At 36.5% G+C, this 15,729-nt stretch carries 8 protein-coding genes; all 8 read right to left on the reverse strand.

The window, feature by feature from the left end:
- Nucleotides 1–397: 397 nt before the first annotated feature.
- The 8 genes from KSK37_RS13300 to KSK37_RS13335 all read right to left on the reverse strand — a co-directional run bounded on the left by KSK37_RS13300 (nucleotide 398) and on the right by KSK37_RS13335 (nucleotide 15,724).
- Nucleotides 398–874 (reverse strand): hypothetical protein, encoded by a 477-nt coding sequence (locus tag KSK37_RS13300; RefSeq protein ID WP_217202019.1) that lies wholly within the window; start codon nucleotides 872–874, stop codon nucleotides 398–400.
- A complete protein-coding gene (locus KSK37_RS13305; RefSeq protein ID WP_217202020.1) occupies nucleotides 874–1,959 on the reverse strand; it encodes an RHS repeat domain-containing protein in 1,086 nt (361 codons plus the stop codon). Before KSK37_RS13305 ends, KSK37_RS13300 begins: the two co-directional genes overlap by 1 nt.
- Nucleotides 1,960–2,011: 52 nt before the next feature.
- Nucleotides 2,012–2,413, reverse strand: a complete 402-nt coding sequence (locus KSK37_RS13310) for a hypothetical protein (RefSeq protein WP_217202021.1) — start codon at nucleotides 2,411–2,413, stop codon at nucleotides 2,012–2,014.
- A complete protein-coding gene (locus tag KSK37_RS13315; RefSeq protein ID WP_217202022.1) occupies nucleotides 2,400–3,272 on the reverse strand; it encodes an RHS repeat-associated core domain-containing protein in 873 nt (290 codons plus the stop codon). The genes KSK37_RS13310 and KSK37_RS13315 overlap by 14 nt, the downstream gene beginning before the upstream one ends.
- A gap of 184 nt (nucleotides 3,273–3,456) precedes the next feature.
- A complete protein-coding gene (locus tag KSK37_RS13320; protein ID WP_217202023.1) occupies nucleotides 3,457–3,987 on the reverse strand; it encodes a DUF6843 domain-containing protein in 531 nt (176 codons plus the stop codon).
- Nucleotides 3,971–4,921, reverse strand: a complete 951-nt coding sequence (locus KSK37_RS13325) for an RHS repeat-associated core domain-containing protein (RefSeq protein ID WP_246566614.1) — start codon at nucleotides 4,919–4,921, stop codon at nucleotides 3,971–3,973. The genes KSK37_RS13320 and KSK37_RS13325 overlap by 17 nt, the downstream gene beginning before the upstream one ends.
- Before the next feature lie 90 nt (nucleotides 4,922–5,011).
- Entirely contained in the window at nucleotides 5,012–5,476 is a 465-nt protein-coding gene (locus KSK37_RS13330; RefSeq protein WP_217202024.1) for a hypothetical protein, read from the reverse strand.
- A gap of 6 nt (nucleotides 5,477–5,482) precedes the next feature.
- Complete coding sequence (locus KSK37_RS13335) at nucleotides 5,483–15,724, reverse strand: toxin TcdB middle/N-terminal domain-containing protein (RefSeq protein ID WP_217202025.1); 10,242 nt, start codon at nucleotides 15,722–15,724, stop codon at nucleotides 5,483–5,485.
- Nucleotides 15,725–15,729: the final 5 nt, after the last annotated feature.

Consider the following 15,729-nt stretch of genomic DNA (forward strand, 5'->3'; position numbering starts at 1 on the left):
CAACATCAGAAATAAGCTTCTGGCGAGGGTTTTCGCAGTTATCAACAGACAGGAACCATATGTTAATTTGAGAAAGTATGCCGCTTAAAAAAATGAGATTTTACTTGTTTTATACGATAGAATGCGGCAGCGGGGGCAAAATAAGATATTATTTTTAAACAACATCAGAAATAAGCTTCTAACAAGAGTTTTCGCAGTAATCAACAGACAGGAACCATATGTAAATTTGAGAAAGTATGCCGCTTAAAAAAATGAGATTTTACTTGTTTTATACGATAGAATGCGGGAGCGGGGGAAAAAATCAATGCAACCACAACCATTATCGTTGCTATCTATATTTTTCACAATAGATAGATAATCGCGCTGCCTACTCATGTTAAAAGCTAATTTACTATTGTTAATCAAATCTAAAATATTCTATAAAATATTTATTGTTTTTAAATTCCGGGTAAAAAGTAATTAACTCCAACAATGTTTTTTTTCTAAATTTTTCGTAAGCTTTTTTAAAGTCTTTATATTTACAAGTTATATAATATAAATCGGAATTTACATCATGAATCTCTAAAGTATCATTTTCTTTGGAATAAATATAGCTTAAATTGTTACTGTAGTAATCTCCAGAAACTGTGAAAGTTTCATAATTCCCTGCATCAAGATAAGAAAAAAGGTTATCAAACTGCAATATGTAATCTAAAATTCCAGTTTCAAGTAGCATGAAATTTCTTTTCTTTTTATCATAGTCAAAAAAAATATAAATACGACCATTACATATTCCTTTTAATTGATATAATTCATACTCTTTATAATCAATTTGATTGTCTTGTGCTATTACAAATAAATCAATTTTATAATCAAAAAATATTTTATTCATCATTACTTCTTTTTTGAGTTAGGAATTGGGTATGCATTAATTACATTTCCAGCTTTATCTAGATACACTTGTAAAGTCTTCGTTTTTCTACCTTCGGAAGTAAATCCTATTACATCATCGAATGTGTGCGTAACATTATAATTATCTTTCCCTCCAAGGTGCTTTCCTTTCACTACTGCTTCCTGTACCAATTCTTTAACACTTCCAGAATTGCTCAAAGACTGCAAAAATCTACTGGTTTTCTGCCCTTTTCGAGAATCAAAAAAATGCCCTTTTTCAATATGTTCAATTGCGGTTGAAATTTCTCCTCTATAGCTTATTTTTGCTCCCCATATTGGTTTTGTTATTTTTCTGACTACCTCTATTGCTTGATCGACTTTTCTAGCTGTACTGATCAAATTTTTACTTTCTCGCAGTTCGGATAATAAAGCCAAAGAAAGAATTCTTTCCCCCCAAGTTAGTTTGTTCCCTAAAGCATCCTTGCCGGCAAATCCTTCTACAATTCCTTTTATATCTCCAAATACAGGTGTGAAATTAATTAAAGTATTTGCTCCTGCGTTTCCCACATCTGCTGGCGGCGTCATAAAATAATTCTGCTTTCCATTAGGATCTACATAAATAACAGGATTTTGATAACAATAAATATAAGGGTTAAGGTTCCTATTGTTGAAGACTCCGCCGTTGTGCTGCCCATCCCCATAGAACTCGTCTTCCATTACAGGATTAAAGACTGCCAGTGGGTCAACACTCAGCCAAATACTCGTCCTCGGATCATAATACCTTGCGCCGTAATAATAGAGCCCCGTAGCTTCATCTAACTCTTTACCATTGTATTTGAACGGATTGTTGTATTCGTTATTGCTCTGCTCCATCAGCATTTCGCCAAAAGGCATATATTCATACCAGTTTGTGGTTTCTCCGCTTTGGTTCGTAATGACTGAGCCACTTCCCAAATGATCCGGGTGTACCCAATAGGTTTGGTAACGCTGCTCTTCAGGCTGCAGATCGGTCATGCAGTCATCCAGTTTAAACTGGTGCCAGAACGCACAGACGGTTCCGTTCAGCATCGCTGTTTCGTAACCCTTCATAATTTTCTGGTAACAGATTTGCTTATTAAATTTGGAACATTAACCATGTTAGTTATAAATGTAAAAAAAAAGCATCTTCTTTTTTCCCAGCATCATCAATCATATCAATTGAAGTTTCAAAAATATTATCCAAAGTTTTTTTTGCATTATTAATACTCCATCCTCTTGAAACAAGTTTTTTAATCAAAGATTCTTCATTTATAGAAATTTTGTCATGATGAAACAATTTTCTTTCAAAAATAAATTCCAATATAGATTTCATATTTTCAATTTCTTCGGTACTTAGATTAATTTTCCAACAGAATTTCTGACTATTATCTTCAGCAGGTTCATCATTCCATATTGCTTCTCCGCTTATAGAACCTTTAGATATTTTAACATTCTGTAATTCATTTACTCCGTAAAATGCTAAAAAAACTTCGATAAAAGACTTTACTACTTTATTTTCCTCCATTTTTTAATATTTTGACAGCATCTTCAGATAATTGAATATGTCTTGATTCAATTTTTTGTCCTAGTCCCTCCACTTGAACATGCGGTTTCCAACCTCCTTTTACAGGCTCTAAGTCATATCTTAATTTTCCTCCAAATTTTTCAACTATTTTTTCAAATTTTTTCAAAGCATTTATATTAAGTTCGGAATCAGCTTTAGAAATCATTCTTACTAAACTTTTAAATTCTTTAATATCTTTTATACGTGGTATATTCGTCAGTGTACTTCCTACCGCATACATCTCCAAAACGGCACTTAAAGGGGCCAATAATACAGGTTGTGTTTCTTCACTCGCCCACGTTCTTCTTGCCACTTCCTTAGTAGCATCCCAGGCGGAGATGTGTTCAGTTTCTTTCAGATAATGCTTTCCGTAAGCTTCAACAGTTTTTCCCGGTGCAGACGCACCAACATATGATTTCACCACATACTTATTGTTATTATCATATACATTTACAACTGAACCGTATTGCATATTTGCTCCCTGAGAGGTAAACTCAAAATACCTTTTCCCATTTGCATCGATTTTTGAATTAAAGTAATTCTGTTTTCCGTTGGGGTCTACATAATTTATAGGATTCTGATAAGTATAAATATAAGGATTTAGGTTTCTAGAATTATACACTCCGCCGTTGTGTTGCCCATCACCGTAGAACTCAGTTTCCGTCACAGGATTATAAACCGCTAGCGGGTCTACAGAGAGCCATATACTCGTTTTTGGATCATAATACCTTGCTCCGTAGTAATAAAGCCCAGTCGCTTCATCTAGCTCTTTACCATTATATTTGAACGGATTGTTGTATTCATTATTGCTCTGCTCCATCAGCGGCAAAATAAGATATTAGTTTTTAAACAACATCAGAAACAAGCTTCTAACAAGAGTTTTCGCAGTAATCCAACAGACAGGAACCATATGTAAATTTGAGAAAGTATGCCGCTTAAAAAAATGAGATTTTTACTTGTTTTTTACGATAGAATGTGGGAGCTGGGCCAATTTCTACAACCAATCATTGTTGTGTCTCTACCCAGCCCCTTGCATGCACTATGCTATCAACAATATGTTGTGTATTAGCCAATGGCTTTATCAAACCATCTTTTTCTATAATTTCGTCTACCTTTCCTACGAATCGAAAATCACAGCTATATCCAAAACCCTCCTTATCGGAAAAAAATCCTGAGAAAGTATAAACTTTATTTTCATCTGTTCCTTCTCCATGATATTTAGAATAATAATAATCTTTAATCAATGTTAGTCTATTATTTTTATCCAGGAAATACACTTCTTCCTTAAATGATACATCCAACTGTTGTTCAAATTGTGAAAATAAAACACCAGAGGTAGGAATTCTATAAACTCTTTTACCTACTTTATTTATTTCTTTAGGTACACCGTCTTTTTGATTATAAAATATAATAATATAATTCTTGCTAAAGCCTTTCGGTAAATAAATATCACAATCTTTACCTCTCTTTTCTGTACAAGAGGCAAGACAAACCACTAATAAAGCAAGTAATATGGATTTATTTAGCTTTTCCATAATTGTCTATTTTCAAAGATTTCCCATTACTGCTGGCTCCAATAATCTTGTTCTTCTTATCGAAGATTATTTTAGCGTCAATAGATTGCATAGGAGTGTTTTTACTACCACCTAAAAGATACGGGCCGATTTCCGGGTCAATGTTAGGCCCAGATACCCCTATCATAACCGCATTACCGTATGAATCCGACACATAAGTTTCATTTGAAGGAAATTTATCCCCATATACCGTACCAGATATACCTACAATTTTATTTCCATTAGTTCCTTCTTTTGTTGTAATTGTTAAATTAGATTTTGTATCTATATCAAAAGACCCTTTAGCTAAAGCATTATTACCATAATTATGAGTATAAATTGACATACTATTACTACTATCAAAGAAGTTATCTAAACTAAACCAATTTTTCCTTGCTATAAACTTCGATGGAGAAGATTTACTTTCACCGGTGGTGAGGTTTGTAGTAGTTGCAGCCATCATTGACATCGAAGTAATTGTCCGACTATCCATATTTATTTTTGCTTTCCCTCCTATCCTATATGAAGCATTTGGATCAGTACTATAATTCGTTCTATCTCCCTTCCACTTATCCATAATTCCATAGGCACTTCCGAATATCGGAGGTGCGAAGCTTCTAGTATTTAGAAAAAACGTTTGCTTACCATTAGGATCTACATAAACAATTGGATTCTGATAAGTATAAATATAAGGATTTAGGTTTCCAGAATTATACACTCCGCCGTTGTGTTGCCCATCACCGTAGAACTCGGTTTCCATTACAGGATTGTAAACCGCTAGCGGGTCGACACTCAGCCAAATGCTCGTCTTCGGATCATAATACCTTGCTCCGTAATAATAGAGCCCCGTAACTTCATCTAACTCTTTACCATTGTATTTGAACGGATTGTTGTATGCAGTATTACTCTGCTCCATCAGCATTTCTACTTACCCACACCCACAACAACTGTGACGGTTGTAGTTCTGCCCACACGATGCAATCGTGCGGGAGCGGGGGTGAGGTTCTTACATTGCTTCCAATACTAATATTTTACTCTTATAAATTTCAACCAACCTATTTTCTGTAATATCCTCCTCCAAATAAAATGGTTTATCTATAACATCTGATATTGATGAAACAAAATCTATAACTTTCTTTAAATTTCCATCATTTAAAACATCCTCATAAATAACATCAAAGTCTAAATCATTTATTCCATTAAAATAACAGTTGACTTTAATGGTTTCCAAATCAATTACTGACATATAGCCATTTTCTGTATTTCCATTCCAAAAATGTAATAACAAATCATAGTTAATTTTTTCGTATTCCTGATTTGAAACATATTCTTTAAAAACGACACTATAGGTATTATTTATATATGATATTAATTTTCTCCAATTTTCAATGGACAAATCATACGCTCCTATGTTAATAAAATATTTATTATCAATTTTCTCAATTACTTTTCTTACTGATTCTAAAGTCATAACATTTTATTTTTTAAGCACTTTCTGAACATTATTTATATCCCTTTTACCAAGCTCTCTAAATCCACCAAACCCCCCTTGTCTATTAACATTAAACCCTCTACCAGTTGCCTTATCATAAAAAGTTTTAGTTCCATTCTTTTCTAAATCTATCATTGGCTTAGAAGTAACAATATCATTTACGATTTTCATTGCATCATCAGTTGCGGTTTTTCCTGAATATATTACATTTTCAAAACTACTTCCTGCTCTTCCTGCGTGCTTTTGTAAAGCTCTACCAATGGCTGACATCCCATTTTTTGATGAGGCTAACATAGAATTTAACAATTTCCCTGCGTCCGGAATAAATCTATTTGATATTTTAGATGATATATTACCCAGTAATGGACCAACTATTTTTCCAACTCCTCCTCCTATAAGTGTTCCTGCAGAAGTATCTACAGCCTCATGTATGAACCTATTATCGGCACCATTATATGATTTTTTTTCAACAAAATAATCAGCATCTCCACCAAACCAGCTATTAATTTTATTTGCAACTATAGCAGGCGTATTGGTTGTGTTTTGATAGTAACTTCCGCCTCTAATTGTTACAACTTGAGACATATCATTATCATCATGCCTAGTCGCATAGGATTCAGTTTGTTTCCCGTTCGGGTCAATATATCTGGTAGGATTCTGGTAAGTATAAATATAAGGATTCAAGTTACCAGAGTTGAACACTCCGCCGTTGTGCTGCCCATCACCATAGAACTCACTCTCCATTACAGGATTATAAACAGCTAATGGGTCAACAGATAACCAAATACTCGTCTTCGGGTCATAATACCTTGCTCCGTAATAATAGAGCCCAGTCGCTTCATCTAATTCTTTACCATTGTATTTGAACGGATTGTTGTATTCGTTATTGCTCTGCTCCATCAGCATTTCACCAAAAGGCATATATTCATACCAGTTCGTGGTTTCTCCGCTTTGGTTCGTAATGACTGAGCCACTTCCCAAATGATCCGGGTGTACCCAATAGGTTTGGTAACGCTGTTCTTCAGGCTGCAGATCGGTCATGCAGTCATCCAGTTTAAACTGGTGCCAGAACGCACAGACGGTTCCGTTCAGCATGGCTGTTTCGTAACCCTTCATAATTTTCTGGTAACAAATCTGATTTCTCGAACGGAAAAACTGATCCGCCTGAATAAGAACCTCCATACTGCAGTCTTCTTCTGATTCACGCACCGGGGCTGTATCAGGCAGTGGATTAGGCCACTCAATTCTTGGTAATCCAGCATTTAATGCCATGTCGTCCACCTCCTGCTGTAAGACTCCCGACAGCTTTTGCAGGTCATGGTTTTCAGGAGACATAAAAAGATGACCCGGTGTTTCTGCCACCCTTGCTGCAACTTTATTGCTGCCTATATAATAATGTTTGCTGACCTGACGGTCGTTGGCCACCACATACCCGTTTGGATAATAGGTGTAATCTCCCATCACCGTAGGGCCCGGACGGGTGTTAAGGTTTCCGTCTTTAAACAGCGTTCTCGAAGCGCCTTCGCTTTTAAGGGCCCGCTGCCCCTCTTCATCATATACATAATGGTGGAGGGCTCTGTCTTCACTGATGCCCTGCAGCCTGTTTTGCGCATCCCAGAATAGCTGTCTCTCGTTGGCCATTCCCGAATCCTCCAAAATAATCTCACCCGGAGTACCGTGTCTAAGTTCCACCTTTGTCATATTGCCGTTGGCATCGTAGGTATAATTTTCACTTGTAGGATAAATCACAATATTATAACCGGTCCGGCAGTCCCAAGGGGTTGTAAAGGCTGCACTCTCATTGGGAGAGTGAAATTCAACGGATGAAACCGCATTGGGATGATTTCTGTCCTCATACTGATAAACTGCTTTATAGCCTTCGGCCGCCGGGTTTTCACACAATGCCGCTGTCTGATACGTTTTCCATCGGGAATTTTTATTGGCAATGCCATGCATGTCGGTATAGTCCATTTCGAGCTGATAATACTTCTTCTCCTCTTTCCCGATTGCCTTGATCACAGAATTCCGCAGCCTGTTGAAACCGTCATACTGGAAAGTTTTCTCTGTGGCCACCGAAATATCATTCACGACATCGGTACCATGCATTGGCACTGTTGTATTAATGCTGCTGATATTGGCATCTTTATCAAAAAGGTACCTGTTTTTTCTGATGTCGGAGGTGGTGCCTACAAGAACCAACTCCTGTAAACGGCCCCAGACATCGTAACTGTATTGGGTTTTGGTTCCGTTTCCTGCAGTAATTTCTCTGGTCTGCTCATTATAATCATAAAGGATATTTGTGACAATCGGTTCCAAGTCCGGACTTTCAGCGGCTTTACTCTTAATATTGTCTAACAGTCCGAAAGGTGTATAATTGTAGAATACTTCTTCACTGTCGGGATAGGTAATTTTATTGATCCGGTTGTAGGTATCATAGACGAAATTGGTTTTGAAAACTTTGGGAGCCACATTTGGCGCTACCATCACTCTCTTATTCTCAATAATCTGCCCCTGCGCGCTGTACCTGTACATCTGAATCCCCGTATGGTCTGTCATTTTAATAAGTCGACCAGCTCCGAAATCGGTGGCATGGCGGTCACCGTATTCATAGGTGACCTGATACTGAGGATATCTGATCCCGGTTAATCTGTTGAATTTATAGGTATATCTGATCTTCTGGTTCAGATCTCTTAATACCGCATTATCCGAATATATCAAATTATTATTTAAATCATACTCATAAGTGGAAGTTCCAGCATCGGGATGGGTCTGACTGATTCGTCGTCCCAGCTGGTCGTAGCCGTACACAATGCTGTTACTGTTCTGATCTTTCACCTCTGTTAACTGGTTGAGGAGGTCGTAAGAATAACTGGTCCACAACGTTTTCTGATCACCGACCTGTTTTGTGGCGGTGGTTCTTCCTTTTGCGTCTGTAAAAGAAACCGAGGTGATCCCTTTTGGCGAAACGGTTTTTTTGGTAAACTGGTCGATACCGTTTCTGTCACTGTCAAAACCATATACCGTTTGGGTGATGAGATCTTTGATTCCTTCATTGGTCACCACCCCTTTTTGTGTGGTTTTAATGGTACGGTCCAGTTCGTCATAATTATAGGTAACAAAATTATTTTTGAACTCATCTTCATTAAGCATCTGGTTGCTTTGAGGTGAAAAATTATTCATTGCCACCATTACAGAGGAGGATTCGCGGGTAGCCAGCCTGTTTGCAAAAGACTTAATCACCCTACCTTTTAAATCCTTAAGCGGAGACTTACCATATGTATAAATATAATTATTGGCGGAACCTCCATAAAGCTTTTTCACCGCAAGCTCTTCACCCCATCCGTTTGTCTGTACACTGCTGAAGTAGTTCAGTGTCGGTACCACGCCATTAACAACGGGAGCTTTCTTTTCTGTTACCGCTGTTTTTGAATTATAGTCTCCGGTTTTGGAATAGTACAGCTTTATAGTCCATCCGGTATCAGACGGTGCAAGGTATTCTGTTGGTCTTCCAAAACTGTCGTATTTATATCTGGCAGTCTGACCATTGATATCTGTAACCGAGTCAGGCACCCCAAAAAGATAGTCGTAGGTGGTACTGCTGCTCAGTCCTCTTGCATCAGTTACTCCGGTAATATAGGTATTATAAACAGGATCGTACTCATATTGATAAAACATCCGGTCTCCTTCTGTTTCACCGCTGTTTTTCGGGAATGTCGCTTTTGTAATGTTTCCGTAAAGGTCATACTCATATTTATATTCCGCGAAATCACTGTCCATAAACCGTTTAATCTTTACAATTTCTCCTTTGCTGTTGATTTCGGTTTCAGATTTCCGCAAAATATTACCCGATGCGTCAGACACGGTATGCAATTGGGGAATACCTCCGACATTATTTGCCGTTACCGGATGATACATGATGGTTACTCTAAGATCATCTGAAGTATCTGTGGATGTAGATCCCAAGTCAGTAAATCTGGTCACATTACCGTATCTGTCATATTCATTAACTGTTGACAGCAACGTTTTGCTGTGACTGGCAGCGCCTGAATATTCTGTTGTGATGCTTTCGGTTTGGTAAAGGAAAGGAATTATACGCCCTATGTCTCCGAACTTCGGTTCTTGCTGGAGATCATTCAGGGCATAGCTGTCCGCTGGCTGGTTAAAATAACGGTAGGTATAGTTTACCCTTTGTCTTTCTCTGCCAATGCTGTCTAAAGTATAAGTAGATTTTACCAGTCCTTTTTTGTAAAAATACTGTCTTACCGATGAATCATCGTAAGGAACATAAAAGTCAGAAGAATGATCATAGGACGTATTATCATAATACGTGTTTTTGTAATTGGTTTCATATTCAGTGACCTGAGTGATTCCCGTCATGTCCTTTGTAGTCACCTTACCGAAACCTAAGAAGCTGCGTTCTCTTCTGTCCTGGATTCCATTTTCATATTCAAAATAGTATTTTTTAAAATTGGGAGGCAAACTAGCTTTATCGTATTGTCCAAGAGTAGAGGTAGATTCGAGATCATCTATTTCTAATTTTGTAAATGCCTGCTTTGTAAAAGGCATCTGGTAAGTGTTTCCTATTTTCTGTTGGTTTATTTGATTGATATTCCCATATGTTAAATACATGTTACCCCCTAATGGATTTTCAATTGAAGATAACAAATTAAATTTATCTGCCTGATTTTTGATTACAGTCATCTGTGTATCACTGGTTGAAAAAAGAATATCAGGTAGTCCGTCGCCATTGAAATCTCTTAAATCTATCGTTTGCTTATTGGTGGATTTGTCACTACCATAGCCTAAGGAAAGGCATATTTTTAACCCAAAGGCAACGCAAGCTGTACCATATACGTTCAACCCAGATGAATTTTGATTATTTTCTATTTCAAAGTTCACTGTACCCAAATTGATTGCATTGGTACTGAATCTTGCACCTGTATTTACATATAGGCTATAGCTTGTATCGTCCCTTACCAATTTATCGACCAGCCCATCTCCAGTGACATCGATAAAAAAAATGGTATTGTGAGAATAAGAGAAATTTTTTGCTACCCCTAACACCCAGCTACCATTTCCTAAATTAATACCACCTCCTCCAGACACAGCTTCTGTTTCGTTTTTGAAAACATCATCACCAATATTCCAACCATCCTCATAATCAAAATCTTTTCCATTGTTAATGTAAACTTGGCCTTTTGAAATATAGTCAACCAATCCATCTCCATTGACATCAAACCATATGTTCCTATTTGTGGATTCTGAACTGCCCAGATTTGTACTTACGCTTGCTCCAGATGCTGAAAAAGAAGATCCCATTTGTGAGTATAATTCTCCCCAAGAATTTGCTCCTGAAGTTTGAGTATTGCTATTTTTTTCCGGATTAATACTTCGAGTAATGGATCCCCCAATATTTGTATTTTTAGTTGTATTTTTTATTGTTTTATCTTCTATTGTAACAGGGTTTGTCAGTGCCCCAGAAATGTTTGTTTTATAGTATTTATCTCCAACAATTATATCGGGATACTGATCACCATTGAAATCTTGAAAATGCTCTGAGCTTTCATCTCTGGAAAACCCACCTGAAATATTAAAGGGACCAGCACCGCCATATATATTTAAACTATTTCCTTTAGTGTGCAAAATAATACCCGTAGGATTTGCAGAAATAAAAATAGGGTTACTTTCAAATGTTACGGAGGGTTTTCGAGCCAGAAGATTATAAGGTTGCATATAATTACCGTCCAAAAAAGCAGATTCCATTGGAGAATCGTAGCTTTCATTTTCAGAGTTATATGATAGAGGTGTGAAGTATCGGGAGCTTTGTTGCTGGTTGATGTAATTCAACATACAAGATTCGTAATTTGCAGCACCTGGCTGCCCACAGTCCGGAACTGGAAAATCTTCTTCATTAACCGGCGCATTTGCAATTTTTTTCTCATCAAGATAGCTACCATCAGTACCATTATAAGAAAACTCGCCCCATCCTTGCCAATTACTACCAGTAGTTTGATTATAATTTTTAGTCTGAGAACGATACGAATAATAATTTATTTTTATTTCAGTTTGTTCTGCGAAACAGTTATTAGAAATCTTTTCGACATAAGGATTTAAACCCGACAAATATTTTGCAACTTCATAATTATCTGCGTGAATTTCAAATAAAACTTGAGAAAAACCCGGATTATTATCATGGTAATTATCAATGTAAGGGATAGGCATTACGTTTCCTGTTATCCGCACCTTTTTCTTCAATATGTAAGTAGGATACACTGTGCCTTCTTTATTGTAATTTGTAAACTTCATTGAAAAAGTTACTTCACTGTTCTCAATGTTTTGTATTGGTATATAGACATTCTGATCGAAACAATTGGTGAATTTTGGATACCATCTTGTATTAGCTCTTAGTCCAAAGTCACCGTTTTTCGGACTTGACTGAACTTTAACCATTTCTGAAAATGCTTTATATAAAACACCCATTTTGTACTCTTGATCACCATCTACAGTAGTTATTGTAACTTTTGGTGACCAATTTATTTTATCCCATGCTACATTAGTATCACTACTTACTTCAAAAAATAAAAATGTTAATCTCGGACTTGTATCAGTACTTAATGAATTAAATTGAATATTTTGAATATCAACGTTAGCAATTAAGTTTTCATCTGAAGCTAATTTGGTAAGCGTCTCTCCCTTTTTCAGTTTTTGATAAAAAATAAGTGCCGGAGCATCAGACATTCCGAAATCTGCTGTATCACTTATTTTCTTTTCAAGCTTATATATTTTAAAGTTCAAATCGTCAGAAAAAGTTTCTGAACTTAAATTTGTCCAAGATATTGCTCCTTTACCTTTTTCACTGACTCCGTTTCCTTTATAAGAATTCTTAAGGAAAGAATTTTTTGAATTAAATTTAAAAAAATCATTACCATTAGTATCCTTTATATTCATATCTGATGAAACAAAATCAGGAGTTGACACGTAATTGATCTTAGTTTCTACATTTATTTTATCTCCTGTTGGATTTCTTTTTGAACTTGCAACAATATAAATACGCTGACCTTTCTCAATAGCAATAGCGGATGCATTCAGAGTTTCTGATTGTCCTTTAAAAGTCAGGTTAATCTTAGACCCCAGTATTGTTGCAACAGGAAGATTTGGATCATTTTCATTGGCCCGCATTAATCCTCCCTTTTCAATCCATACATCAACACCGTCAACTGAATTCTGCTCTAAAGAAATTAGATTGGAAATGTTAATCCTCCCTCTGTTAGGTGCTTCCCATACTCTTACAATATTTGCCAATAAATTTGATTCTTCCTCGGGGATTTCTGTAGAAGGGGCATCCACGCCCTTTATAATGGCGTTAGGCGTATCAGTGAGTGCTGCGGAATACCCTTGCACACTAGAAAAGTAATTACTAATATTTCCATTGCTGAGGCGAATTCTATTGAAAAATGGCAGACCATAATATAATAAATCAGGTAAACCATCACCATTAACGTCAGAAAAATATACTGGTGAGTTACCCTTTGTTGTAGAAAATGTAACACCGCCTTGAATATACTTTAAACTAAGTTCTACACCAAATGAATTTATATATGAGTTATTTTTTGAAAGGGGAATGTTGTTTAAACCAATTACAGTAGATAAACTTGAACTAAATGCATCACCTAAATTTTTTCTATATTGAATAGAACCAGAATCTCTATAAAAAACTTTATCAGGCAGACCATCACCGTCCATATCCATCATTAAGGATTTTCCGAAATTTTCATTTTCAGCATAAGTGTAATTGATTCCTCCTGTCCTCTTTTTGTTTCCCGAACTACCAAAGCCCACTCCAAAGGTCAGTGCCCCTTTAAAATTTTCGCTTTTTCCCTGTGTGCCACTAATTAAAGACATTTTTGCTTTATCATAGTTACCACTTGTAAGATTGTCAGAGGGAGAAGTGATGTTTTGTGAATATTTTGAAAAAAGGCCCTCATCAGACGTGCCATCATAGGTCCCCGGCTCTTCATCTTTTGGATGTAAAATTGTATAATTAAAAGTATGTTTGTGAAAACTGTTACCTTTACCATCCGACTGGGTAATGAAGGCTAAGAGATTTTTTTCAAACTCTCCCAATTTATAATTTAAACTATATTCTCTAATTTTTGTTCCAGATCTTTTGACTATAATTTTATGCAAAAGCTTAAAGTCTGAAATCTTCACCCCTAGTTTGTAGCTTGATGTCGCATCGGATCTTATAGCATCCTGATTTAAAAATTCTACTGTGGTGGTATTATTGGAGTATGCAATCTGTGCTAAGTATTTGTTTTTTCCTCCGCCACTATTCGAATTATCAGACTCTAAGTAATTATAGGTTATTTCATTACCATACACATCCGTCACCGTTTTTAAAAACCATTTAACTATTTTACCTGAATTATCTTTTAATGATTCTGTATATTTTTTAACAGTGCCATCCTGACTTCTAATTTCCCATCTGTAGGTTTTAGGATCCGTTCCTTGCCTGATAATTAATGTTCCCTCCTTTACGCCAGTTCTAAAATAAAACTGTCTTTCTCCTGAAGTATTACGGTCAGCATTATTTAATTGACTAAAATCTGTTTTATTTGGTAAAAATTCATCATTAAAAACTAACTGTTCTCCATTAATAGTATATATTTCTGATTCTTTAATTGTATTAAACTCAGGCACGCCCCATCTAGTATCTATGTCAATTGTTTCCAGCGGTATATCCCAACCTAATCCAGCCCATCCTCCCGTCTTGGCATCACTATTATAATTGATAGAAATAGCAGGCTGAAATCCATTAATTCCCGCAGGTATTTCTATGGGATATGAAACGTTGGCAGAACCTTGCTGATTAGCTACAGGGGGCGAAATCATATTGATTTTTGAGGCCGGATTTGCTACCGGAATATCGTTCGTGCTGGTTGGGGTAAAGGAAGAAGTCTCCGGGCTTTCCGGATTTTTAATAATGCCGTTTACATAGTCGGTATCTCCACCTCCGTTTTCAACCGTTAAAATAACATACTGCTGTTCCGTGTTAATACTGTCGATAACTGTCCGCTGCCATTTTTTTTGCTGATAATCAAATCGGAAAGTTGAAATCTCATGCTCCCTGAATCCTTTAGGAATCTTATTTCTGTCGTAAGGCAGGTGAATGGTTTTCTTTCCTTCCGCAAGAGTTTTATACCGATATCCCGTAAAATCTTTACTTACATTGGTTATCGAAGCCTCCACCGGGGGCAGGTCTATACTTCTCAGACCTGACAGAAAACCGAAACGGTCCTTAAACAGCACATTTTCTTCCGGTTTAGTGAATAAGTCTGTCGCTGATCCTCGAGAATCAAACTTAGTGATCCTTTCTTCTGTAAAACTGCCGTCTTCTTTTATAAATTTAATTTTAATATCATTCTTTGAAGATGGGTAAGAGTCAAAATATTCGAATTCATTATTATTGGCGGATATTTCTTTTCCGGATATAATAATAGATTTAATCCCCGCACTGCTGTTTACAAAACCGCGTAAATAAATTTTGTTATCCGCAACCACTTTACCCGTAACCGTATAAAAAGAATCTCTGTTCGTTTTATGTGATTCAACAATACGTACCTCTTTTATCCGGTAAAAATCTTTTAAGCGGACTGCATTGAACAGTATCTGATTGTTTCCCTGATGAAGCAGTTCAGGACTTATTTCTTCTTTAACAGTAATCCATGAGTTTCCTTCGGTCTTTATATAACCTCCTAACGAGAAACTGCGGTTGATACTCCGTGTCACCGATGAAGAACTATTTACTCCGTATACTGAATAAACCAGAATGTACTGCTTATTCCTGTCATATTGCCGCAAATTTACATTATAAATGTTATCAGATGGATCGTCGCTAATGTTAGTTACCTTTTCGCTTCCAATCAATCCTTCATGTTGGTCGGTGCTGGGATATGCCAAATCTGTCTCCTCCCGTGGAACCGGAAGCATCCTGCCCAACGCCAGCATTTCTTCCTGCGCAGATCTTCCCTTTGACGGATAGACTTTTGTGCCAGCCGTCAGCGATGCGCTGATCAAATTATCATTGAAAAAAGAAGGGCTTGCCTTTTCAGTGACAGGTATTGATTTTCTTTTTTCATTAGGATTGGTAAATGAAAAAAACAGAGAAATAAGAAGCAAAAAAAGTCCTGCATTCTTAACAGAAAAGAAAGAATTTGAGTTATTCATTATGC

This window comes from Kaistella soli, from assembly GCF_019038595.1.
Lineage (GTDB): Bacteria > Bacteroidota > Bacteroidia > Flavobacteriales > Weeksellaceae > Kaistella > Kaistella soli.

What these genes read in the sequence shown, in the direction of transcription:
- KSK37_RS13300 (WP_217202019.1), bottom strand. Translation starts at nt 874, where the DNA reads ATGATGAATAAAATATTTTTTGATTATAAAATTGATTTATTTGTAATA.
- KSK37_RS13305 (WP_217202020.1), bottom strand. Translation starts at nt 1,959, where the DNA reads ATGAAGGGTTACGAAACAGCGATGCTGAACGGAACCGTCTGTGCGTTC.
- KSK37_RS13310 (WP_217202021.1), bottom strand. Translation starts at nt 2,413, where the DNA reads ATGGAGGAAAATAAAGTAGTAAAGTCTTTTATCGAAGTTTTTTTAGCA.
- KSK37_RS13315 (WP_217202022.1), bottom strand. Translation starts at nt 3,272, where the DNA reads ATGGAGCAGAGCAATAATGAATACAACAATCCGTTCAAATATAATGGT.
- KSK37_RS13320 (WP_217202023.1), bottom strand. Translation starts at nt 3,987, where the DNA reads ATGGAAAAGCTAAATAAATCCATATTACTTGCTTTATTAGTGGTTTGT.
- KSK37_RS13325 (WP_246566614.1), bottom strand. Translation starts at nt 4,921, where the DNA reads ATGGAGCAGAGTAATACTGCATACAACAATCCGTTCAAATACAATGGT.
- KSK37_RS13330 (WP_217202024.1), bottom strand. Translation starts at nt 5,476, where the DNA reads ATGACTTTAGAATCAGTAAGAAAAGTAATTGAGAAAATTGATAATAAA.
- KSK37_RS13335 (WP_217202025.1), bottom strand. Translation starts at nt 15,724, where the DNA reads ATGAATAACTCAAATTCTTTCTTTTCTGTTAAGAATGCAGGACTTTTT.